26 protein-coding genes are annotated in these 23,933 nt (G+C 36.3%); 14 read left to right on the top strand and 12 right to left on the bottom strand.

The features are described from left to right. From ftsW to QY321_02025, 6 genes are all read right to left on the bottom strand, one after another. Entirely contained in the window at nucleotides 1-1,221 is a 1,221-nt protein-coding gene (gene ftsW / locus QY321_02050) for a putative lipid II flippase FtsW (protein ID WKZ25192.1), read from the bottom strand. Nucleotides 1,222-1,433: 212 nt separating this feature from the next. Next, entirely contained in the window at nucleotides 1,434-2,483 is a 1,050-nt protein-coding gene (gene mraY, locus QY321_02045; GenBank protein ID WKZ25191.1) for a phospho-N-acetylmuramoyl-pentapeptide-transferase, read from the bottom strand. A 6-nt stretch (nucleotides 2,484-2,489) separates the two neighbouring features. Further along, nucleotides 2,490-2,906 (bottom strand): hypothetical protein, encoded by a 417-nt coding sequence (locus QY321_02040; protein ID WKZ25190.1) that lies wholly within the window; start codon nucleotides 2,904-2,906, stop codon nucleotides 2,490-2,492. Nucleotides 2,907-2,920: 14 nt separating this feature from the next. Further along, nucleotides 2,921-4,189 carry a cysteine desulfurase family protein gene (locus QY321_02035; GenBank protein WKZ25189.1) on the bottom strand — a complete coding sequence of 423 codons (1,269 nt, stop codon included), beginning with the start codon at nucleotides 4,187-4,189 and terminating at the stop codon, nucleotides 2,921-2,923. A 122-nt stretch (nucleotides 4,190-4,311) separates the two neighbouring features. Then, a complete protein-coding gene (locus QY321_02030; GenBank protein ID WKZ25188.1) occupies nucleotides 4,312-4,914 on the bottom strand; it encodes a L,D-transpeptidase family protein in 603 nt (200 codons plus the stop codon). Nucleotides 4,915-5,001: 87 nt separating this feature from the next. Next, nucleotides 5,002-5,424 (bottom strand): hypothetical protein, encoded by a 423-nt coding sequence (locus tag QY321_02025; GenBank protein ID WKZ25187.1) that lies wholly within the window; start codon nucleotides 5,422-5,424, stop codon nucleotides 5,002-5,004. A gap of 183 nt (nucleotides 5,425-5,607) precedes the next feature. On the opposite strand from QY321_02025, the gene dnaB reads away from it, so the two are divergent. The 4 genes from dnaB (at nucleotide 5,608) to QY321_02005 (ending at nucleotide 8,787) form a co-directional block, all read left to right on the top strand. Continuing rightward, complete coding sequence (gene dnaB / locus QY321_02020) at nucleotides 5,608-7,008, top strand: replicative DNA helicase (protein WKZ25186.1); 1,401 nt, start codon at nucleotides 5,608-5,610, stop codon at nucleotides 7,006-7,008. 64 nt (nucleotides 7,009-7,072) lie between these two features. Further along, a complete protein-coding gene (locus QY321_02015) occupies nucleotides 7,073-7,351 on the top strand; it encodes a YbaB/EbfC family nucleoid-associated protein (protein WKZ25185.1) in 279 nt (92 codons plus the stop codon). Between the two features lie 19 nt (nucleotides 7,352-7,370). Further along, nucleotides 7,371-7,967 carry a recombination mediator RecR gene (gene recR, locus QY321_02010; protein WKZ25184.1) on the top strand — a complete coding sequence of 199 codons (597 nt, stop codon included), beginning with the start codon at nucleotides 7,371-7,373 and terminating at the stop codon, nucleotides 7,965-7,967. 148 nt (nucleotides 7,968-8,115) lie between these two features. Beyond that, entirely contained in the window at nucleotides 8,116-8,787 is a 672-nt protein-coding gene (locus QY321_02005; protein WKZ25183.1) for a hypothetical protein, read from the top strand. Nucleotides 8,788-9,178: 391 nt separating this feature from the next. Here QY321_02005 and rplU read toward each other — a convergent pair whose 3' ends face one another. From rplU to QY321_01980, 5 genes are all read right to left on the bottom strand, one after another. After that, a complete protein-coding gene (rplU, locus tag QY321_02000) occupies nucleotides 9,179-9,487 on the bottom strand; it encodes a 50S ribosomal protein L21 (GenBank protein WKZ25182.1) in 309 nt (102 codons plus the stop codon). A gap of 40 nt (nucleotides 9,488-9,527) precedes the next feature. After that, nucleotides 9,528-10,574 (bottom strand): MraY family glycosyltransferase, encoded by a 1,047-nt coding sequence (locus tag QY321_01995; GenBank protein ID WKZ25181.1) that lies wholly within the window; start codon nucleotides 10,572-10,574, stop codon nucleotides 9,528-9,530. Nucleotides 10,575-10,655: 81 nt separating this feature from the next. Further along, nucleotides 10,656-13,424, bottom strand: a complete 2,769-nt coding sequence (locus QY321_01990) for an AAA family ATPase (protein WKZ25180.1) — start codon at nucleotides 13,422-13,424, stop codon at nucleotides 10,656-10,658. 15 nt (nucleotides 13,425-13,439) lie between these two features. Continuing rightward, nucleotides 13,440-13,829 carry a hypothetical protein gene (locus QY321_01985; protein WKZ25179.1) on the bottom strand — a complete coding sequence of 130 codons (390 nt, stop codon included), beginning with the start codon at nucleotides 13,827-13,829 and terminating at the stop codon, nucleotides 13,440-13,442. 177 nt (nucleotides 13,830-14,006) lie between these two features. Beyond that, nucleotides 14,007-14,450, bottom strand: a complete 444-nt coding sequence (locus tag QY321_01980; protein WKZ25178.1) for a hypothetical protein — start codon at nucleotides 14,448-14,450, stop codon at nucleotides 14,007-14,009. 222 nt (nucleotides 14,451-14,672) lie between these two features. Between QY321_01980 and secE the strand changes: the two genes are divergently transcribed. From secE to QY321_01930, 10 genes are all read left to right on the top strand, one after another. Next, nucleotides 14,673-14,858 (top strand): preprotein translocase subunit SecE, encoded by a 186-nt coding sequence (secE, locus tag QY321_01975; GenBank protein ID WKZ25177.1) that lies wholly within the window; start codon nucleotides 14,673-14,675, stop codon nucleotides 14,856-14,858. 9 nt (nucleotides 14,859-14,867) lie between these two features. After that, nucleotides 14,868-15,413, top strand: a complete 546-nt coding sequence (nusG, locus tag QY321_01970; protein ID WKZ25176.1) for a transcription termination/antitermination protein NusG — start codon at nucleotides 14,868-14,870, stop codon at nucleotides 15,411-15,413. 9 nt (nucleotides 15,414-15,422) lie between these two features. Continuing rightward, nucleotides 15,423-15,848: a 50S ribosomal protein L11 gene (gene rplK, locus QY321_01965; GenBank protein WKZ25175.1), complete on the top strand. Its 426-nt coding sequence runs from the start codon at nucleotides 15,423-15,425 to the stop codon at nucleotides 15,846-15,848. A gap of 91 nt (nucleotides 15,849-15,939) precedes the next feature. Continuing rightward, on the top strand, nucleotides 15,940-16,701 hold the full coding sequence (gene rplA, locus QY321_01960; protein WKZ25174.1) for a 50S ribosomal protein L1: 762 nt from the start codon (nucleotides 15,940-15,942) through the stop codon (nucleotides 16,699-16,701). Nucleotides 16,702-17,021: 320 nt separating this feature from the next. Beyond that, nucleotides 17,022-17,561, top strand: a complete 540-nt coding sequence (gene dcd / locus QY321_01955; GenBank protein ID WKZ25173.1) for a dCTP deaminase — start codon at nucleotides 17,022-17,024, stop codon at nucleotides 17,559-17,561. Between the two features lie 92 nt (nucleotides 17,562-17,653). Then, a complete protein-coding gene (locus QY321_01950; protein WKZ25172.1) occupies nucleotides 17,654-18,979 on the top strand; it encodes an FAD-dependent thymidylate synthase in 1,326 nt (441 codons plus the stop codon). Between the two features lie 15 nt (nucleotides 18,980-18,994). Further along, entirely contained in the window at nucleotides 18,995-19,606 is a 612-nt protein-coding gene (locus QY321_01945; protein WKZ25171.1) for an AAA family ATPase, read from the top strand. A 12-nt stretch (nucleotides 19,607-19,618) separates the two neighbouring features. Further along, on the top strand, nucleotides 19,619-20,287 hold the full coding sequence (tmk, locus tag QY321_01940) for a dTMP kinase (protein WKZ25170.1): 669 nt from the start codon (nucleotides 19,619-19,621) through the stop codon (nucleotides 20,285-20,287). Between the two features lie 157 nt (nucleotides 20,288-20,444). Next, complete coding sequence (gene gatB / locus QY321_01935; protein ID WKZ25169.1) at nucleotides 20,445-21,941, top strand: Asp-tRNA(Asn)/Glu-tRNA(Gln) amidotransferase subunit GatB; 1,497 nt, start codon at nucleotides 20,445-20,447, stop codon at nucleotides 21,939-21,941. Between the two features lie 39 nt (nucleotides 21,942-21,980). Beyond that, complete coding sequence (locus QY321_01930; GenBank protein ID WKZ25168.1) at nucleotides 21,981-22,982, top strand: NAD(P)-dependent oxidoreductase; 1,002 nt, start codon at nucleotides 21,981-21,983, stop codon at nucleotides 22,980-22,982. 4 nt (nucleotides 22,983-22,986) lie between these two features. Here QY321_01930 and miaA read toward each other — a convergent pair whose 3' ends face one another. Beyond that, nucleotides 22,987-23,922, bottom strand: a complete 936-nt coding sequence (gene miaA, locus QY321_01925) for a tRNA (adenosine(37)-N6)-dimethylallyltransferase MiaA (protein ID WKZ25167.1) — start codon at nucleotides 23,920-23,922, stop codon at nucleotides 22,987-22,989. Between the last annotated feature and the right edge of the window lie 11 nt (nucleotides 23,923-23,933).

Genomic DNA, 23,933 nt, shown 5'->3' with positions numbered 1-23,933 from the left:
TTATCTATCTGTTTTATTCTTGTGATTCATAATAAAGCTATTAGCTCTTCCATTAGTGCTATTTTTTCCAAACCTGCTTATACTGGCCAAAATACCCAAAGCAACCAAGGAAGCAACCAAAGCTGAACCACCGGCACTGATTAAAGGCAGCGGTACACCAGTTAAGGGTAAAATTCGCATAATACCGCCAATATTAACTATGGTTTGGAAGGCTAGCCAGAAAACAATACCAAAAGCCAAGGTTTTACCAAAATTATCTGAAGCATTTTGGGCAATTTTATAGCCACGATAAAAAAGCCAAGCAAAAAGAATTAGTAATATTAGGCTAAAAACAAAGCCCACTTCTTCGGCAATAATAGCAAAAATAAAGTCATTTTGCACTTCCGGAATATAAAGAAATTTTTGTCTACTCTCCCCTAGTCCTCGACCCAAAATGCCACCAGAGCCTACGGCAATTACCGATTGGTTAACCTGATAACAAGCTCCTTCCGGAGCATATCCATGATCCATAAAACAGCGAATTCTTTCTATCCGATAAGCACCCTTAGCTGGACCACTTTCATTCTTATTAAACAGCATAGGTAAGGTGATCAACATAACCAAGCCTAGCAAAGCTATACCCAAAGCTCCAAGAAAATATTTTAAGCGACCACCACCTATTAAATAAACGACAAAAGAAGTGGCTGTTAGAATTATTAAAGTACCTGGATCTGGTTGTAAAAGAATCAGAAGGGCAACTGCCGCAAAGATGGTAAAAAAAGACCAAAACTTTTTAGCAGCAACTTCGGCATTTTTAAACAAAGCAGCCAGATAAATTAAAAAAGTAATCTTGGCGAATTCAGCCGGTTGCAGAGAATAGCCAAAAATTGAGATCCAAGCTTTGGAACCATTAACTTCTTTACCAATACCGGGTACAAAAACCAGTAGCAGTAAAACAAAGGTTGGAAGCATTAAGAAAAGAGCCCATTTTTCCAGCTTATGATAATCAAGGTTAAGTAAAGCGAAAAAAAGAAGTAAACCGATAATGGCCCAAGGTAATTGATTCTTAAAATAATAATAACCATCACCATGTGCTTGAAAACCGGCAATCACCGAGGCGCTAGCTAACATAATCAAACCAAAAACCACTAAAATAATAGTAGTAACAACCAATCCCCTGTCCGCCTGATGCTTGGCGGGCCAAAGGAATTTTTGGGTGATTCTTAAAAGCTTTTTAAGCATTGGGATTATTAATATTGTTATTAAGGCTCTAAGCTAGATATCTAGATTATATAATTAGTCTTTTTTATTTTATTTATATATTGATCTTGTCTTACTATTCTTGTTATTAACTTACCATTAATTCAATAATTTAAATAAAAATATGGCCTACTTTAAGTATACCATATTTCTTTATCTTTAAAAACATTTTTAGCTGTATCTTTATATAGACATTATACATGCATCTTATCCAATAAGAAAATAACCAGACCAACGGCTGCAGATACACCGGCAATTACCCAAAAACGCATAACTATCTTAGCCTCAGACCAGCCTTTAGCTTCAAAATGATGATGAATTGGAGCTGACAAGAAGACTTTTTTACCTCTGGTCCTTTTGGAGACCACTTGAATTATGGTAGTAACAGCTTCTAAGACAAAAATTGACCCTATAACTGCTAAGATTAGGGCTGTATTGGTTAACATGGCTATGACCCCAAGCGTAATACCCAGACCCATGGAACCCGTGTCCCCCATATAGAATCTGGCTGGAGTGATATTAAACCACAAGAAAGCTAAAAGTGCTCCCACGATAATAGCACAAAGGGTAGCTAGGTTATACGCGCCATTAATAAAAGAAATAACCGCGTAAGAAGCAAAGCTGATCAAAAGCACACCCCCGGCTAGACCATCAAGACCATCTGTCTGATTAACCGAAAAAGCCGTACCAACAATAACAAAAACAAAGGCTAAGATATACCAAATGCCTAAATGAAAATCTCCATGAAAAGGTATATGAAAAGTGTCTCTTTCTAGCTTAAAATAAAACCAAGCCGCCCCCACTAAGGCAATGGCCGTATAGAGCATAAGTCTTTTCCCAACTGTAATACCTCCGCCGCCCTTAGCTCCCTTACCCCGTACATCAAGCCAATCATCCAGTAAGCCAACTACAGCTGAGGAAATTAAGACTCCCAAAGGTAACCAGGTTTCGGCTCTAGAAAGAAAATTAAATTGGTTAACCCATGGCCAGTTTAGCTTATAACCAAAGATATAAAAGAAAACCGCAAAAGCTAGTACAGTACCCCAGATTAAGACACCGCCCATGGTTGGGGTACCGCTTTTAGCGGCATGAAGTTTGGAAAAGATCGGTGTGGCACCGGAATTACGAATGGTTTTACCTAGCTTGTATTTATATAAAAAATTAGTTAACAAAGGAGTCCAAGCCATGGCAAAAATAAAAGCCAAGCTTGAGAGAAAAAGTATTTTAATAATCAGACTTTCCATAAAATTTTAACTTAAATTAATCATATATAGAAAATAAAGACCCATGAAAGTTAAAACATTAACAGCTAAAGAGCCGTACATTAGAAGGTTAGCCGCTAACTTATCTTTCTTACCAAATAAAGCGATAGCCAGAAAAAGATTAAGACAAAAAACCAAAGAGCCAAAGGCTGGCATAAAAAGAACTCTTCTTATATCACCTATTAAGTCAACACCAAAGATAACGTTGTAGTGAAGAATAGCTAAGTTGTCTCCAACTGTCCTAACTATTAAAAAAGCACCAAGCCAAGCTAGTAAAACAAAAAGACCGGAAATTAGAGTGGGCCATAAGGCAATTCTTTCAGTCCACATGTCTTTAGCTGAGCTTCTAAAGTTTGCCGCTTTAATATGGAATTGTCCGAGAATTTTAATTAGTTTTATCTTCATATATATAATTACAATTATTTTGTACTATGGTTGCTTTTTAGTCTTTGTAATCTTTTTAAAACAGCCACTATTTTAATTATTTCTTTTTTGCCAGTTAGCCGTCCCATAGTTAATCTAATAGAGCGACCAGCTTCTTTATCAGATAACCCCAAAGCTTTTAAAACCCTGGAGACAGATACTGAGCCAGCAGCACAGGCTGAGCCAGTGGAAACAGCTATACCTTTTTCGTCTAAAGCTACTAACAAAGCCTCACCCGATAGAGCTATTTTCTTAAAACTTAGATTTATATGCCCTGGTACACTCTCTTTAAGTGGCGTATTTAGCTTATAACCAACTGAGTTTTTATGCAACTCCCTAAGGAAAAAGATACGTAAAACCTTTAATCTTTTAACTTCAAAAGATCTTTTTTTATCAGCTAAAGATAAGGCAGTGGCTAAGCCAATAGCTCCTGGTACATTAACCGTACCGGAACGAAGATTCTTTTCTTGGTGACCACCGTTTAAAAGGGGCGATAAAGAAAAATTATGATTAAAATAAAGAGCTCCCACACCTTTTGGTCCATATAGTTTATGAGCAGATAAACTCATAGCGTCTACTAAGAGGCTCTTAACTGAACAGTTTAAGTAATTAGGTGCTTGGGTGGCGTCGGTATGAAAGATAATGGGTTGTGGTTTATCTCCTCTTTTGCGCGTTGAAGCGTTAAGCCAGGTTTTGTAAACATGCTTATTATATTTTTTTAAGGCTCGCCCAAGTTTATTAATTGGCTGGATAACTCCGATCTCGCTGTTAACATAACCAATGGATACTAAGATTGTGTTAGGTTTTAAAGCTTTAATTAAAGAGTTAACCGAGACAATCCCCTTCTTATCTGTTGGTAAATAAGTTACCTCAACCCTGTCATCCAAAGCCAAAGTCCGACAAGGCTCAATAACAGAATCATGTTCAATGGCCGTGGTAATAATATGAACCTTTTTATACTCCCCTTTTTTACGATTTAACTTCCTATTTGACTTTTCTAATTTTGTTAAATTCTCAAGCACAACCCCCTTAATTAAAAGATTATTAGCTTCAGTGGCTCCTGAGGTAAAGATAAGATCAGAAGGTTTGTCTATCTCTAATATTTTCCCGATCATAAATCTTGAATCATCCAAAGCTTTTAAAGCTTTTTGTCCAAGACTATGCACTGAAGCAGGGTTAGCAAAGTCTTTGGTAAGATACGGCTCCATAGTCTTAAAAACTAAAGGGTCAAGAGGGGTAGTAGCGCTGTGATCCAGATAAATCATATTTTAAAATAAATAAATATAGGATAAATAGAGTAAAGATAAGCAAAATAAATAAGATAAATAATTAATAATTACAGTATTTAAGTGATATTTAAAACTCTAAGGTTATTAGCAGGATAAGATTATTTAACAATTACCTTAGTACCAACTTCAGTCCAGTCATAGACTATTTTAGCCGCTACTGGAGCTAATCTAATACAACCATGGGAAACCGCTTGCCCAAGATGGTTAGAGCCTTCTTTGTAGCCATTAGGCCATTCTGGTAGTTCGTGTATACCTACTCTGGTATTTTTAAAACCCATCCAAAAAGGCATCCAAAGTCCATAGGCTTTAGACCAAGCCCTTGGTATTTTATTGGCAATGGTAAACTCCCCTTTGGGGGTTGGCATGGACGGCTTGCCGGTGGAAACGGTATGAGTCCTTATGGTAATACCTTTTAATTGTTGGTAAAGCTCTTGCTTTTTAGTGTCTATTAGAATGGTTTTTTCAAGTTTAACCGGTAAAGGGTTAAGAGGATCATAACCCATAGCCACCTCCAAACCATCCACATAACCGTCTCCGTCAGTGTCTGGGTTATTGGGATCTGTGCCAAACAGAACCTCTAAATAATCTACCAGTCCGTCTTTATCTGAATCCACTAAAGGTTCAGCGGCTAAAGAAAACGAAGGTAGAAAGCTGGTACTAACCAAAAGAGTAATTAAAAGTAAGGAAAGTAAATATTTCATAAGAATTTTGACTTTATTTAGTTATTTATAAGTATAGCAAAGTTTAAGGAAATAAAAAAGCGGTCTTTTTGACCGCTTTAAACTGTTTTAAATATAAGACACTTCTTCTCTCTTTTTTTCTTTACCTATTAGCTCCTCTACATTTTTTTCTAGAGAATAATCCATGTTGTTTTTGAAAATGTATATTAGTATGATCATGAATTTATAAACGACTTTTCTTAATAAGATTAATAAGAGCCCTAATATACAAAGTAGAGTTAAAGAAAATATAGCAAGCATCCAATTAAATCCTTCTGTATTAACCTCAATATAAATCAATGCAGTAAATAACACAGTAGCAAATAATATATGGCCTCCACATACTACTATTAATACTATCAGGCTTAGTTGGTCTAGGCACGCGTTAACTGTTTTGGCTGTAATTTTTTCCATTGTTTTAATTGTTTTTTGTTTTTTAATTTGTAATGAGAACAAACCTTCCCGGTTTAAGTCGCAAATGCTTGCTCTCATTACAAATCTTTGTAAAGATACCCTATTCTTTAATTATATCACACATGACATAATATGTCAATAGTATGGGGTTATAGTGGCTTATTTTAGCCATTTTTTATTTAAGATATTATGTTTTTATCAACAACTTCTTAACAAGTTATCCTATTTGCTTATTAAGCCGCTTTTTTGTAGAATAAAGCTATGTCTAAACAAGATAATATAGGTAAATTACCTCCCCAGAATCTTGAAGCCGAACTCTATGTTCTTGGCTCTCTTTTAATTGATCCTGACACTATTATAAAGATCGCGGATGTTATTGAACCGGATGATTTTTATAAAACAGGCCATGGCAGAATCTATGGGGTTATGAAAGAGCTTTTTGCTAAAAGAGAACCTATAGATATCTTAAGCTTAACCTCTCGTCTTGAAGAAAAGGGTAAGTTGGATGAAGTTGGTGGTTATTCATATATCGCCAATTTAGCTAACTCGGTTGGCACTGCTACTAATGTTACTTACTATGCTGAGTTGATTAAAAGAAAAGCTACTCTAAGAAGACTTATCTCTGTTGCTTCAGATATTGGTACCCTAGGTTATGAAGAAGAACAAGATATAGATAAAATACTGGATGAAGCGGAACAAAAGCTTTTTGCTGTTTCACAAGACTCTTTAAAACAAGTTTTTGAACCAATAGACTCTCTTTTAACTGCCGCTTTTGATCGTATAGACGAATTACATAAACAATCTGGCAAGCTACGCGGTTTAGCTACTGGTTTTGCTGATTTAGATAATCTTTTGGCAGGACTCCAAAAATCTGACTTGGTTATCTTGGCCGCTCGTCCTTCTGTGGGTAAAACGTCTTTAGCTTTAGATATAGCTAGACAAGCCGCGGTAATTAATAAAGAGCCGGTGGCTATCTTTTCTTTGGAAATGAGTAAAGAACAGTTAGTAGACAGAATGCTTTGTGCCGAAGCTGGTGTAAGTCTATGGAAAATGCGTACTGGTAAACTCTCGGATAAAGAAGATAATGATGACTTTTCCCGTATTGGGCATGCCATGGGTGTTTTAGCTGAAACTCCGATTTTTATAGACGACTCGGCTAATGCTAATATTATGGAAATAAGAACCAAAGCCAGACGCTTGCAAATGGATCATAAGCTTGGCCTTATTGTTATTGACTACCTCCAGTTAATGGAAGGTCGTGGTAAATATTCAGATAACCGAGTACAAGAAATTGCCGAAATAAGCAGAGCCTTAAAGAGTATTGCCAGAGAACTTAATGTCCCTGTTTTAGCTTTATCTCAGTTAGCTCGTGCAGTAGAACAAACTAAACCGGCTATCCCCCGTCTTTCCCACTTGCGTGAATCTGGTTCCATTGAACAAGACGCTGATGTGGTAATGTTTATTTATCGTAAATCCGCAGACAGAGGCTATGACCCTGATGAACTTTCTGAAGAAGAAAAGCATGTTGCCCGTATCTTTATCGCTAAACACAGAAACGGTCCAACTGGTGATATTAAACTCTACTTTGATGAAGAAACGGTTAGCTTTAAAAACCTAGCCAAAGGTAGTTATGACAGTCCCGCTGATGAGGGTTATGAGTAAGAGCTTATAATATATAACTTTTTAATCAACAATTTAACAATTATTAATAATTAAATTTAAAGATATGTTTCAAAAACTTAAGCAAATTAAAGATCTTCGCTCACAAGCTAAAACCATGCAGAGTGCTTTAGCGGAGGAGATTGTTACTAACGAAGATGGTGGTGTGAAAATTACCTTAGACGGTAATCTTGAGGTTAAATCTGTGGTGATCGGTGATGGTATGACTAAGGCGCAAATTGAACAAGCTACCTTAAAATCTGTTAATAACGCCATTAAGAAAGCTCAAAAGGTTATGGCGGAAAAAATGAAAGCCATGGGTGGTTTGGAAAAATTCGGTTTGTAATTAAAATCAAGTTAACTTCATGCGTTTCCCCTCTTCTATTCAGAAGCTTATTGAATTACTCTCTCGCCTACCCTCAGTTGGACCAAAAACGGCAGAGCGTTATGTTTTTTATTTGTTAGAACAACAACCAGCTAAATTAAAAGAACTAGCCCAAGCTATTGAAGCCCTACCAGAGGCTATTAAAACCTGTTCAATTTGTTTTTCCTATGGAGAAAAAGATCCTTGTGATCTTTGTGCAGATACTAGTAGGGATAAAAACATTCTTTGTGCGGTGGCGGATAGTAGGGACTTAATGACCATTGAAGACACTAAACTCTATAAGGGGTATTATTTTGTATTAGGAGGTACTATAGATACCATAGAGGGAGTTACCCCGCATGATATACGGGTTAAGGAGTTAGTGGACAGAATAAAGGAAATAAAACCAAGAGAGGTTATTCTAGCGCTTAATCCTAATCTTGAGGGAGAAACAACTTCATTATATTTAGCTAAGATTCTTAAACCCGCTAATATTAAAGTAAGTCGTCTGGCCAAAGGTCTCCCGACTGGTGCTAACATAGAATACGCCGATGAACTTACCCTTGGACATGCCTTGAAGTTTAGGAATGAGGTGTAGGTAAAACTTGTTGACATTATAGTGGTATTGTGATATAGATATAAATCACTTGGACCTTAACAAACGTTTGTAATAAAAGTAAGGATTTTTTGGACCCAAGAGTTCTTTACTTTTATTACAAACAAACTTAAAAGGAGGCATTAAAAAAATGAGTACAAACCAGAGACTTACGAAAAAAGGCACTGTTTATTATAAGAACCTAGGGTCACTTAATAAATACGAAGCCGTTGAAGAAATGAAAATAATCTCCGCCAATAATGAAGGGAAAGTTGTAGAAACAGACTTTAATGGCGTAGTTATTAGTGTAAAGTCAGATTCAAATACGGATCTGATTATACGTGATTTAAATAGAGCGTTTCTCGGTTTTATCCCTAGAATTGTGGGGCCCTATCCTAATACCGAGCTTTCTTGTAAACACATTTTCCTCGTGAAAGACATTGATATGCAGAAAATAATGGAAGAAGAAGAAAAAATTCTATCTAAAATGAAAGAGAGAGGTAAACTTTGGCGCGATCTTTTCGAGTGTCCTCCTATGGAATTTAAAAATGAATCAAATACCAGAAGAAACTGGAAGAATGCTATTAGTGCAGTGCCAAAAATGAAAGAAACCTACTTTTTTGTAGAAGCTTGGGCAAGATTTATGCAAAAAACATTACAAGAAAAAGCGATGGTAAATGGGGATCATCTTTATTTTGAGGATGTTGAACGGGACTTCCATAAGACAGCTAAGTTATTTGGCATCAAGAAGGGGAAAGTGGAAGTGATACTCAGAACCCTTATTGATCACTGGAGATATGCGTCTTTACTCCAAACCAAATAAGAAAGAGAAATCGAAATGCTAAAAAGGATAGGAGAAAAAGATATAACAAAAGGTATTTAAAACATCAAAAAACCCCTGCTTTTGAACAGGGGTTTTTCTTTATTTAATTTCGAGTAAGTTTTTTATATAAGAGGTAAATGCAGTAACATCTTCTTCAGATAAGTCTGGCTTACGTCGATAGTCCATGGTTAATCCGATCACAACCCTCTTTTGATCATCATCAAGATACTGACTACTTTCAAAATCAGAGGCAAGCGAAGCAACAGCTTCTTTAAAATTTCCCTGCTTACTTATACGTCAGTTCTCTCTATGCTAAGATCAAATTCACCTTTTTTAAAATCAATTTCCAGGTTTTCGAAAGATATATAGTCGAATTACTTATAAATAGTTGTTATGCTATTTTCGTAATCTTAACCTTCGTCCTAATCTGTCTGTGTCCTACGTTCCTTCTGTATCTGGTCTTATTCTTAAACTTAATGACACTTATCTTATCACCCTTAGCGGTGTCTAAGACTTCTGCACTTACCTTTTCTCCCAAACTTGGAGCTCCGATCTCTACTGCACCTTCTTCATCAAAGACCATTAAGGTATCAAAAGAAACCGTACTGCCGTTTTCTTCAGGCAGTTTTTCAATTTCAATAATTTGGTTTTCGGCAACCCTGTATTGTTTGCCGCCCGTAGCGATAATAGCTGATTTCATATCTTTATATAAATAAAAAACTTAAACAATACTTTTGAATTTACCGCATACCTCTTTTTTTGTCAAGCAGAGACAGAAAAGACAATATAATTATCATTAAAAGACCCAAAACGATTAAACCAACTACCTTTCCCCTACTTTGGAGAAAAAGAGCCGAAAGACCAAATAATAAAGCGGCTGAGGACATGATAATAACCGTTTGTTTAACTGAAAAACCGGCATCAAGAAACCTAAAATGAAGATGCTGTCTATCTGCGTGTTTAAAAGGATTATGTCCGGCCCCTATTCTTCTAATAATTGTCCAAGCTACATCTAAAACCGGTAATCCCATAATTAAAAGCGCAATAGCTATCTTACCTCCAGAGATAACAGATAGAACCCCTAAAAAGTAACCGATCAAAAGAGAGCCACCTTCTCCTAAGAATAATCTAGCAGGCGACCAGTTTAACATTAAAAAGCCAAGACAAGCTGCCGCTAAAACCAAGGCTGCAAAACCAATATCTGGCTGATACCAACGAGTGGTCATGGTAAAAAGAAAGATTATTATTCCAGCTACCGTACCTAAAGAAGCCACTAGACCGTCTAGGCCGTCCAATAGCTTGGTGGTATAACTCATACCCAAGATCCATAAAAAAGTTAGAGGAACGGTTAAAATACCAAGATATAAAAGCTCTCCATTAGGGCCACTAATCTTTTCAATACCCACTCCCCCGATAATAACGGTTAAAGAGGCTAGAATAGGAAAAATTATTTGCCTACTTGGCTTAAGGTTATATTTGTCATCTAAGGCTCCACCAATGATAAGGATAAGGCCACCGAGAGCTACTGCCCACCAATGAGCAGGCTCAAGATCCCCTATAATTAAAAAACCTCTACCTAACCAAAGACCGAGTAGAATAGCGGCCCCCAAAGCCAAGCCTCCCCAAAGAGGTGTTGCTTGTTTATGTTTTTTTCTTTCACCATCTGGTTTATCTAATACTTTAAAACGGATAGCTAGTACTGCCACTACAACAGAAAGACTCCAACTTAAAAGAAAAACCACTAAGGCGATAACTCCATAAATAAGGTATTGTTCGTAATTTTCCATATAACACTAATTATAATATGTTAATATAATATTATTCTATTTTATTACTTTAAATCTATCAATTTAAATCTATCATCATATTTAAAGCCTCTCAGCCTTAGCGACAGTTATTTCTAAGTCGTCGTTAATTATAATCGTATCTCTGCGACCAACTTCTCCTGATAAAATCTTAGTGGCAATAGCGTCTTCAACTCTTTCTTGTAGTAGTCTTCTTAGGGGTCTAGCTCCGTATTCTGGCTCAAAGCCGAGTTCTGCTAGCTTAGCTATTGCTTCTTCTGAAATGTTAAAGCCAAAGCCTTTAGCTTCCAACATAGTTGCTATTTTCTTAAGCATCAGCTTGGCAATGGAGATAACCGCCTGATTATCCAGCGGAGTAAAGACGATAACACCATCAAAACGGTTAATAAGTTCAGGACGCATAGCTTGACTAAGCTCTTCTCTAACCAATTTTTCTTTAATTTCAGCCAATGGAGTATTTTTTCTAACCTCTTGTTGGATAAAGTTTGAACCTATGTTAGAGGTGGCAATAATAATTGAGTTGGTAAAATCAGCGGTACGTCCTTGTCCGTCCGTTAAACGTCCATCGTCCATAACTTGAAGGAAAAGATTTAGAATATCTGGATGAGCCTTTTCTATTTCATCTAAAAGAATTAAGGTAAAGGGCATCTTACGAACAGCTTCGGTTAAGTAGCCTATTGCTCCATCTGGTGAACCAATCATCTTACTTAAACTTCTTTGTTCCTGATATTCACTCATATCCAACCTGATCATATAATCCTCTCGGCCAAAGTAAACCTCAGAAACGGTTTTAGCCAACTCCGTTTTTCCGACACCGGTTGGTCCAAGAAAAAGGAAGTTAGCGATTGGGCGTTTGCTTTCGCGTAATTCCACTCTGGCCCTACGTAAAGCGGCGGCTACCATCTTAACCGCTTCGTCTTGCCCAATCATTCTCTCATGAATTTTTTCTTCAAGACCCAAGAGTCCTTTACTCTCATCGTCTGTTAATTTGGTAACCGGAATATGAGTTAGCTCGGTAATAACCTCGGCAATAGCTTCTTTGTCCACTGTTTTATCTTGTCTTCTGGAGGCCTTAACAGCTACTTGTTCAAGTACCTCCAAGGCTTTTTTCGGCAAATAAGCGTCATGGATATAACGATCTGTTAAGTTTATCACTTCAGCTAAAGAGTCATAAGAAAAATAGACATTATATTTGTGTTCATACCAACCTACTTTACTTTCAATCATCACAATAGCGGCGTTAGGTGAAGGTTCTTTAACATTAATGGCAGACAGTGAGTTACCTAAAGCCGAATGCTCTATGTACTTACTGTAGTTTTCTTCGGTAGAGCTTGCAAAACAAATTAAGGCATGACGATCTAGGGCATCAGCTAAAACACCAGCTAAGTTAAGGCTTTCTTCTCCACCGGAACCTATTCCAGAGATTCTTTCAATATTTTTAATGTATAAGATAATATTACCGGCTCGGTTTATTTCGGAAATTATTTGTAATAGTTTAGCCTCAGCTTCAGCTGGCGTAGAGCCCCCGATTAAACGAGAAAGATCCAGCTCTAACAGTCGCTTATCGTTTAAAATAGCTGGTACGTCTTCTAATACCATTAACTGGGCAATACCCCCGACAATCGTTGTTTTCCCAGTACCTTCTCCACCAACTAAGACAATACCCAATCGGCCGCTTTCTAGGCGATCAAAAACCTCGCGAATCTCTTCGTCTCTACCCAGACAAATATCCACTCTCCCCCATTTGGCCGCTAAGGTTATGTCGTGAGAGAAATTATCCAATAAGGGTGTGGCCACTGCGGTATAGGCTCTGTCCATATTAGAAGATGGTTTATACTGAGCTACTCTTCTGTATTGCCTATGTCTGTCCTGTAACATATCCGATATTTTAAACCAGGCAATACCGTTAGCTAGCTTATCTCTTTCGGTTTCTAATTCATAGAGTAACTCTGAGATAAAGGGATTAAGATCAAAGGCCGGTAAAAGAATATCCAACTCTCTTATTTGGTCTTGGCGCTTATCTGCTGCATTAAGATATGCGGTAATCATAATCTTTCTAGCTTCAGCTCCAAAAGAAGTCTTAAGTGGTCCTGGAGGAGTTTCTCCTAATTTTTTTTGAATTTTTTGCACCATGGTTTGTTCGCTCACATTAAGACGTGAAAAAAGTGCCGCTGCTTCAGAGCTAACCATTAAGGTAGCAGCAAAAAGATGAAGAGAGTTAATTTGCGGGTGTTGAAGACTTTCGGCGAGCGTAAAAGCTTTTTCTAAAATTGATATTACCTTTTCATTAGCACCGGCAAAAACATTGGTTTTATTTTTTTTAGACAGTTTTTTAACCTCTTCCCAATCAGAGATCATTGGAGCCTGATTAAGGTTTTCTTGGTAGGTGGATGGTTTAATAATATGCATTTTTTCTTTACGACGAGAAAAACGATAAATAGCAAAACAAACAAAAAGCATAGCTACCCAAAAAGACCAAAGAAGCCAATGTTGGGTTTCCCAAAAGATTAAGCCTCTTAAAAGATGGCTTTCCATTAAGCTAAAAGCTTGCACAACTTGTCCATAAGCAAAAAGCCACCAAATTAAGGCCCCTAAACCAAAGCAGATTATTACATAAGTTATAATATCTATTATTAGATCAAGGCGATCCTTAAACTTATGAAGATTAATGGATAAAGCGTTAATTTCGGCTTTAAAAAAATACCAAGAGCCTCGTTCAAAAACACCTAGGCCTGAGCCTTGGCAGTTTCTGCAATCCATGGTTCGCAAAAAGCCGGAGCCGTTACAGTTTGGGCAGCTAGTAAAAATTCTTTGTTCTTTATTTTCTTCCATATATTTATGATCAACTTAAAACCAGTTTATATTTAACGGACCAATCATCTGGAAAATAATTTGGTAGACAATATAGATAGGGGTAATTAACCATAGACAAATTACAATTAAGACAAAGATAATCCAGAAAAAGAGCATAATGCTTCTGGCGATAATTTGCACTACTCTCATAAAGAAGCTAATAAGCATACCCACCCAGTCTCTTTGTCCAAACATTGGTGTAAAGATATTTTTTAACCAAACCAAAATAGCCAGTCCCCTGGCTTTCCCTATAATGAAATTTTTAGACCAAACAAGTACCTTGATAAAACCAACCGAATACCACCAAAAAGGAAAGTAAACCAGATCAAGCAAGAGCTTGAGTAAAGAAGAAGAAACAGCTGAAATAACAGAGGTTATATCCATATGCTTAAAGTATACCGAGATTAAGGATTTTTGACAATGTTTAGGGTTAAGATTAAGGTTAAGGTTAAGATGAGAATATTTAAGATTGAAATGATATTTAAATTATTTTATTGGGTAATATAAAAGGAGCAAGATTATTGCTCCTTTGTAGATTAAATCAAAATTAATCGGAGATTATTATATCTCCGCTACTTTTGCGAGATATTCTACCAGTTGGCGATTTTTTAATAGAAAAATATGCCAAATAGCTATAGCAAATATGCCAGATAAGTAGCTGATTAAGCCATCTTCACCTATTAATCCTAAACGATAGTGAGTTAAAAATAAAGTAATACCTATGAAAACAATAATTCCTAGTATCAAACGAGTCCAAAGAGCCTTAAAGTCAGTTCCAAATAATCTAGTAAAGTAAACAAAAAACAGTAAAAAGAACGATAAAACTTTATAGATTAATAAATGAAGTACAATAGGATGGTATCCTTCATCCGTTAATAAAAAAGTTTTTATCAATAATCCAAAAGAGAGACTAATTATTAAAGCACAAATAAAAGCTTCTTTAATAAACTCTCTTAAAAAATCCTTATCAATCATTTTAAGGATCTCATCGGGAATGATTTTCATTTTTCAATTTTTAAGGTTGTTTGAATTAACTGAAAATTAACATAAAAACCATTAAAAAGTCAATCTATTGACAAATTACTTATTTAGGAGTATAATTAATTATATGGGTTTATTGTTGTTTTCTTGACTTTATGCTCTTGACAGTCTTTTAAGATTTTTGTTATCCTTTAAGTAGGATATATAATCCATCGGCCCGCGGGGGTCGTTTTTTAAACCTCTTATATGAACAAATTAATAGCTTATTTTAGAGGGTCGTATGACGAAATGAAAAAAGTCACCTGGCCTACTAAGAAAGAAACTTATAACTATTCCCTTTTAGTTATAGCGGTCAGTTTAGCTATGGCTATATTTTTAGGCTCAGTAGACTGGCTTTTAAATAAAGGCTTTGAATCTTTGATCAGTCGCTAATTTTTATATATGGCTAAACAAACACTTAATCAAGGTCGTCGCTGGTATGTCATTAACACCTACTCGGGTTACGAAGACAACGTAGTACAAAACCTTAAACAGAGGGTTGAATCAATGGACATGGAAGATAAGATCTTTAATGTTCTAATCCCTAAAGAAAAAAAGATTAAGATTCATAATGGTAAAAGAAAAGTAGTGGAAGAAAAGATCTTTCCCGGCTATATTCTAGTGGAAATGGTGGTTACCGACGATTCTTGGTATGCGGTACGTAATACTCCGAATGTTACCGGCTTTATCGGAACGGGTAATATTCCTACTCCGGTAAGTGAAGAAGAAATTAAGGACCTGCAAAAGAGAATGGGTGTAGAAGAACCTAAGTTTCAGATGGATGTATCAGTTGATTCACCGGTTAGAGTGGTAGACGGTCCGTTTAAAAATCTTGAAGGCAAAATCATTGAACTTGATGAGTCTAAAGGTAAAATCAAGGTGCTTCTTTCCATGTTCGGCCGAGAAACGCCCGTGGAACTTGATTTTTTACAAATTAAGAAACTGTAACTAAATTATATGGCAAAAAAAGTATTAACCGTTTTCAAATTACAACTTAAGGGAGGACAAGCCAATCCGGCACCACCGGTTGGTCCGGTTTTGGGTCAACATGGTTTAAACATCTCGGAGTTTTGTTCTAAGTTTAACGATGCTTCTAAGGATCAGATGGGTGAAGTTGTTCCTGTGGAAGTTACTGTTTACTCAGATAGAACATATAGTTTTATCATGAAAACTCCCCCAGCTTCTGAGTTGATTAAGAAAATGGCCAAGATAAGTAAGGGTTCAGGTAAGCCTTTAACCGAGAAAGTCGGTAAAATTACCCAAGCGCAGTTAAGAGAGATTGCCGAAATAAAGCTTCCTGACTTAAACGCCAGAGATCTTGATGCGGCTTCTAAGATTGTAGCTGGCACAGCCAGACAAATGGGAGTGGATATTGAAGAATAAACAATTCCCTTTTTAATCGTTTATTTATTATAATTATTATTAATTTTGTGGGAGTTTTATTTAATTTAAATAAAACGTCCGCACCACGAATATGACTAAAGAAAAAAAATCGGTTAAGGCCGAGAAGGAGAGCAAATCTAGCGAGAAGAAAGCTGTAAAGGCAAAAAAGACTGAGAGCGAGAGAAAGACTGATAATAAGAAAGCTTATGACTACGATGCTCATAAGGCTTATTCTCTTGAAGAAGCTATTGGTTTAGTTAAGAAGTTTTCTTCCACTAAGTTTGATAGCTCGGTAGAGCTCCATGTTCGCCTTAGTATTGATACTAAAAAAGGTGACCAGCAAATTCGTTCGGCAGTAACCTTGCCTCATGGTACTGGTAAGACTATTAAAGTAGCAGCTTTTGTCTCCTCAGATAAAGAAGCGGCTGTTAAAGCAGCTGGGGCGGATTTAGTGGGTGGTGAAGATTTGATTGCTGAAATTAAGAAAACCGAAAAAACAGATTTCCAGGTAGCTGTAGCTGAACCTTCTTTAATGAAGAGCCTAGCTCCAATTGCCAAAATTCTTGGTACCAGAGGATTAATGCCCTCCCCTAAGAACGAAACTGTTACTACTGATCCGGTAAAAGCGGTTGGCGAATTAAAGAAAGGTAAAATTAGTTTTAAAAATGATGACACTGGTAATGTTCATGCCGCTGTTGGTAAGGTTTCTTTTAAAGAAGAACAACTTAAAGAAAATACCCTAACTCTTTTGGAAGCTATTAAGAAAGCTAAACCTTCAGGTTCTAAGGGTACCTACATTAAGAAAATCACTCTCTGCTCTTCTATGGGACCAGGTATTATTGTACAGCTGTAAGTTGAGTTATTGGATACCTTTAAACTGTAACCCTAAACTACAAAAGACCCCTCTCTTAGAGAGGGGTCTTTTGGTTATAAGAAGAGTGTTAAAAATAAAAGAAATCAAACAGTTTGCCGGCTCGAATTTTAGAGATTTTATAAGACTTGAAAAACATCTTAAAAAATAAAAGAAACGGACATACGAAATATCCGTTTCACGTTTAGTATTTATATACTATCAAAGTCGTGAATAGTTGTCAAGATATATACCATTAAAACCCAATTGACTTAAACACCTAAAAAAGATAAACTGAAAATATAATAATTTTAACTTTATTTATGATTTTATCAGACACTACAATTAAAGAGATGCTTGAAAGCGGTGAGCTTCATATTGATCCAATAAAGAAAGAATCTATTCAACCAGCTTCAGTGGATTGTCATTTGGGAGATCATTTTCTTTTAATTAAAGATAAAGAAATAGGTATAATCTCTCTTGATCAGGAAATTCATTACGAAGAAATAAAAGAAAAAAGCATTGTTATCCCCTCTCATTCTTTCATTTTGGCTACCACTGAGGAGTATGTACGCTTACCTAACGACCTAACAGCCTTTGTGGAAGGGAGGAGCTCTATTGGGAGAATAGGTCTTTTTATTCAAAACGCCGGTTGGGTTGACCCAGGCTTTGAAGGACGTATCACCTTAGAATTATATAATGCCAGCTCTGTGCCAATTAAATTGGATGCCGGCCGAAGGATTTGTCAGCTAGTTTTTTGTAAAATGGACAAAAAAGCGGAAAACCCCTATCGTGGAAAATATCAAGGCCAGACAGCTACCACCGGTAGCTCGGTTAATAAAGATTCTGAAGTTAAGGCATAACAACCTTGACAAAATCAAGTGGGCTTATATACTGAGATAAATTAGTTTTTTAAAAATTTATCTCATCATTAATTAAAGAAAAAACAAATATCATGGAAACAAAGGAAGAAAACACCAAAAAGCGTTTTGTTACTTTGGCCGAAAATCTTGATCCCCAAGATAGTGCCATGTTGCAAGCTTTGTATTCTCGCAGTTCAGATAGCGTAACCACTCACCTTGAAAAGGTTAGGGAAAAAGGTAGTGGTAATTTTATGAACCGTTTTTATGTCGGTTATGGTCACGGGAGTATTGGTGATTGCGGTACGATTACCCTCTTCATTGAGAATGTCAGTATCTTAGCCGCTAAAGCTATTCAAGATTGGCCACTTTACTCTGGCCAAGAAACCAGTACACGCTACATTGACATGGCTAAACAACCACTTGAAGATCCTCTTAAAACACAAGCAAGCTCCAAGCTCTTGAAAGATTGGATGGACTTTTATGTAAAGTCTCAAGAGCCTTTAAAAGAATATCTTAGAGGAGTTTATCCAAGACAAGTAGATGAAGAAGAAAAGACTTATGACAAAGCCTTGTCAGCCAGGGTTTTTGATACCTTGCGTTCTTTTCTACCAGCCGGTATTTGTACCCAGTTAAGCTGGCATACTAACTTAAGACAAGCTGCTGAGAAACTGGCTCTGCTTAATCATCATCCCTTAGAGGAAGTAAGAAGTATTGCAGAGGAAATAACAGAAATTCTTAAAGAGAAATATCCGGAAAGTTTTTCTCACAAGACTTATCCTGAGCAAGAAGTTTATCGGGCAAAGATCTCCGAGCTTTATACCTACTACCATAACCCAAGTTGTCCGGTCTTTAAGTGTGAATCAAAAATAGATTCGATAAGCCTTGAAACTTACAAAGAAGTTTTGGTAAAAAGGCCAATAAAAACCAACTTACCGACTTTCTTAAGTGAATTAGGTAGTTGTCTTTGTGATTTTCTCTTAGACTATGGATCTTCAAGAGATGCTCAAAGACACCGCAATGGAGTTTTCCGTATGCCTCTTTTAACTACAGAGATCGGTTTTCACCAATGGTATCTTAATGAACTCTCCCCTGAATTAAGAGAAAAAGCTCTTACTCTAATTGAAACTCAAGTGGATATTATTAATAAACTTGAAGCTTCTTTAGAAATTAAGCAATACTATATTCCCATGGGCTTTTTGGTTTCTTGCCGGACTACTTACAGCTTGCCGCAAATGGTTTATGTTACCGAGCTTCGTTCAGATAAAACCGTTCATCCCACCTATCGGGAAGTGGCTCATAAGATGCATCAATCTCTGAAGGATAATTTCCCCTACTTAACTCTTTATTCAGATACTGATCCGAGTAATTGGGATATTAGAAGAGGTAAACAAGATATTGCCCTTAAGGAGCAAGGCTAAAAGCAGATTATTTCTATGAAGCTACAAAAAGAAGAGGAGGAGAAGAAACAGAAAAACCAAAAAATTGTCATCGGTTTGGTGGGCGCTATGGGTTCAGGTAAATCCACAGTCGCTCGCCACTTTAAAGAAAAATATCAGGCTGGACACCATACTTTTTCAGATCCCTTAAGAGCTATCGCCAAAAATCTTTACTTGCCTGAAACCAGAAATAACTTACAAAATCTCTTTTTAGCATTAGCTCAAGAATTTGGAGAAGATATTTTAGCTCGCCCCATGAAAAAAACCGTTGAAGAAGATGCGGCAAATTTGGTGATTATTGAAGGCATTAGGCGTTCGGCGGATATTATTGAACTTAAAAAACTCCCTTGTTTTTATCTTATCGGTATTATAAGTGATGAAGAAAAAAGATATGAAAGAATTACCGCAAGAACTGAAAATATTGATGATAAGAATAAGACTTACGAGGAGTTTTTAAAAGATCAGCAAAAAAAGCCAGAACTTTTGATCGCTGATTTAATCGCTTTAGCCGATTATCGCGTAGAAAACAATGGTGAATTTGAAGAGTTTATCAAAGAGATGGAAAAAACAATTGAAGTTATAATTTTAAAAAGTAAAACAAAAGAATAAAACCATACAATTATGCAAAATAAAAAAGGAGTATTTATCGTCATAGACGGCACAGACGGCTCGGGTAAAAAAACCCAATCCGAATTATTGGTTAGCCACCTTAAAGACGAGGGTCAAGAAGTCTTATCCGTTACTTTTCCCCGCTATGGACACTCTTCAGCCACTCTGGTTGAGATGTACCTTGGAGGAGATTTCGGGCAAGACGCTAATGCTATAAATCCCTATGTAGTATCTTCCTTTTATGCTGCCGATCGTTTTGCTCATAAAGAGGAAATTATTGAGGCGTTATCTATGGGAAAGATTGTAGTAGCGGATCGTTATGTTGCTTCCAATATGGCTCATCAGGGATCTAAGATTGAAGATAAGGAACAAAGAAAGCAGTATCTTAAGTGGCTTTATGATTTTGAATTTACTAAAGCCCAGATTCCTAAGCCAGATTTAAATGTAATTTTGCATGTACCGACCGAAATTAGCATGAAACTTGTTACTGACAGAGGTGAAAACAAAGATATTCATGAGAAAGACGAGAGGCACATAAAAGCGGCTGAAGAGACCTATCTCTCAATAGCCGATATCTTTGATGATTTTGCGGTTATTGAATGTGTAAAAGATAACCAGATAATGAGTCGCGAAGACATACATGAAATGGTTTGGAAAAAAATTGAGAAGATGATTTCTTAAAGATTAATAAAACAGCGACCAAAAGTTGCTGTTTTTTATTTTTAACCGTAACTTTTTATAAGCTCTACTTTCCTGTTTTAGGTATTTAATTTCTCTTTTTGTTTTTTGCTATTTATTATATTTCCATGCTATAATATTCTCATATATTATATAACTTATGACCTACGATGTGATTATCGGGCTGGAGATACACGCTGCCCTTAAAACCGAATCAAAGATGTTTTGTACTTGTCCTAACGTCTCTGAAGCACCGGCTAATACGGTTGTTTGTCCTATTTGTTTGGGTCATCCAGGAACTCTACCTTCACCCAACATGGCGGCTATTGAATCAACTATTCTTTTGGGCATGGCTTTAGGTTGTCGTATTAATCGCCTTTCACGCTTTGATCGCAAACAATATTTCTATCCAGATCTACCCAAAGGCTACCAAATATCGCAATCAGAGCTCCCTTTAGCGTATAGTGGGCGTTTAAGAGTAAATGATAAGGTAATAAGTATTACTAGATTACATCTTGAGGAAGATACTGGTAAGCTTAATCATCCCCCTTTTGAGGATTATTCCTTGGTAGACTATAATCGCGCCGGTACACCTTTAGTGGAGTTGGTTACTGAACCCATTATTCCCGATGCCGCTACTGCCAAAGCTTTTGCCCAAAGATACCAGCAAATTCTTCGTTATTTAGGTCTGGCTTCTGCTGATATTGAAAAAGGCGAGATGCGTTGTGAGGCTAATATTAGTTTACAAAAAAAAGGTGGCTGGCAATATAAGGACGGACAAATAATGGCTTTGGGAAATAATAAGTTGAATAATAAAGTTGAGGTAAAAAATATAGGATCATTTAGGTCTTTAGAAAAAGCCATTGACTTTGAGATAAACAGACAAACTAAGATGCTTGAAAATAATGAGCATATTAAAGCCGAAACTAGAGGTTGGAATGACCAAAAGAATATAACCATTGGACAAAGAGTAAAAGAAAGTTCCGCAGACTACCGTTATTTCCCGGACCCAGATATTCCCCCGTTTAAACTCTCTCCTACTTTTTTAAGAAACATAAAGCTTAGACTTAAGGAATTACCAGAAGCTAGAGAAGAAAGGTTTAGACAAGAATATACATTATCCGAAGAAGAAGCTATCTTACTTTGTGCAGATAAAGAGCTTTCAGATTATTATGAAAAAGTTATCTCGGAATTAGGAGCTTGGGTGGAAGCCCAAGGAGATAGTTGGGCAAGGCATGATAAAAAGCTACCAAAACTAGCTGCTAACTGGTTACTTAACGAATATACTAAACTTAAAAAGATTCACCCTGAAAAAACCGCCTTAATAACAGCTGAAAATATGGCTGAGTTTATCCTTTTGGTTTATCATGATAAGATAAACTCCAGTGCAGCCCAGAGTATTTTAGAAAAGATGTTTTTAGGAGGCGGAGAACCAACCCATATTATGGCTGAACAAGGTCTTGAGCAATTAGATGATGAAGAACAGCTTAGACAAACCGTAACTAAAGTTTTTGCCGCTTTCCCTGATCAAACCTCTGAGTATAAGAATGGTAAAGTATCTTTGTTACAGTTTTTTATCGGGCAAGTTATGGCCGAAACAAAAGGTAAAGCTAACCCGCAAAAAGTTAAGAAAATACTGGAGGAGTTAAACACTTAATTAATTTTAATAAAATTTATTTTAAATAAACCAAATATTATGAATATCTTTATCTTTGATGCTGAACCCTGGGAGAAGAAATTAATGAAACCGGCCTTTAAGGGTCAAAAGGTGACATTTTTTGAAGAAGCTTTACCTAAGGTTGATCCTCTAAAATACCAAAAAGCGGAAATTATCTCCGGCTTTATTACTTCCCCGGTAACAGCCAAGACAATTCAAGCTTTGCCTAAACTTAAAATGATCTCCACCCGCTCTACCGGTTTTGATCATATAGACCTTAATGAAACAAAAAAAAGAGGTATTACAGTCTCCAATGTCCCAAGTTATGGAGAAAACACGGTAGCTGAGCATACCTTTGCCCTTATTTTAGCTCTTTCAAGACATGTTCATAAATCATATCAAAGAACTCTAAGGCAAGACTTTTCCGTAGAGGGACTACGTGGTTTTGATCTACAGGGTAAGACTATTGGGGTGGTGGGTGCTGGAAAAATAGGTTTGCATGTTATTAGAATAGCTAAAGGTTTTGGTATGAAGGTCTTAGCTTTTGATCCCCATCCTAATGAATTTATGGCCGAAACCTTAGATTTTGAATATGTTAGTTTAAATAAACTTCTGAGTAAATCAGATATTGTTTCTCTTCATGTTCCATATAATTCTAAGACTCATCATCTACTTAATAAAGATAATATAATAAAAATTAAAAAAGGTGCTTTAATTATTAATACCGCTAGAGGCGGCCTTATTGAAACAGAAGCTTTAATTAAAGCCTTAGATTCTAATCATCTAAGTGGTGCTGGACTTGATGTTTTAGAAGAAGAACAGCTACTTTTTGAAGAACAACAACTAGTTAGAGATAAACACACCACGCCGGCTGAACTAGCTGCTATTACCAGAAACCATACGCTGGTAGGTAGAGACAATGTAGTCTTTACCCCGCATATCGCCTTCTATAGCCAAGAAGCAGTAGAAAGGATCACTAATACCACGATTGAAAATATAAACAACTTTATTAAAGGCAAGAAAGAGAATGTGGTGGAATAAAAAACTAAGAAATAAAAGATAAAATATCTTTTAAACTTTTCTTATTCTTAACCCAGCAAATTTCTCTCCCCTGTTTCTCCCATCTTTTAAACCAGGACTTTTGTCTTTTAGCAAATTGCCCAATAGCTATATTTAGTTTTTCTTTCATCTCTTTTTTCTTTATTTTACCTTGGAGGTATAAAGAAATATATTTATATTCTAAACCAAAACTCTGAAGCCTTGTCCAGCTAATACCTTGTTCATGTAATCTTTCTACCTCTTCAATCATACCTTCTTTAAATCTTTGATTTAATCTTTTCTTTATCCTTTGCCTAATTGTTTCAAGAGAACAATCCAGACCGATTATTAAACAATCGTATTTGGTAGATGATTGAGAACTTAAAGATTTTTGTAATTCTTTTTTAGTTAAAAGATTGGTTTTAAGGATTTCAGCATAACGAACCAACCTTCTCTTATTACTCTTATCTGAGTCATTTAAACGGTCATAAAAGGCTTTATCCAGCCCTTTAACGATAGTTTGGAGCTTAGATAGCTCCATTGACTCATATAATCTCCTAAGGCTTGTTTTGGGCTTATTTTCACTTAAAAGATAACCATCTACTATCGCCTGAAGATAAAGGCCAGATCCTCCAACTAAGATAGGTAATTTGTTTCTTTTAAGTATATTATCTATAGCCTTATAGGCATCTTTTTGGTAGCGCTTAAGATTATATGCTCTTTTGGGATCAGCTATGTCTATGAGGTGATATTTAACTCTGTTTGTACCACTACCATATTCAGCCAGATCCTTACCGGTTCCAATGTCCATCCCCCTATATACCTGCCGAGAATCTGCACCAACAATCTCCCCGTTATATAAACGAGCTAAAGAAACAGCTAGTTTAGTCTTACCAGAAGAAGTAGTACCTAAGATAACTAGAATTTTAGGAAGTTTTTTCATAAGGTAATTGT

This window comes from Patescibacteria group bacterium (assembly GCA_030583705.1).
Taxonomy (GTDB): domain Bacteria; phylum Patescibacteriota; class Patescibacteriia; order Patescibacteriales; family Patescibacteriaceae; genus Patescibacterium.
Note: the sequence above shows the minus strand (reverse complement) of the source record. Positions and strands in the feature narration are given on the sequence as shown.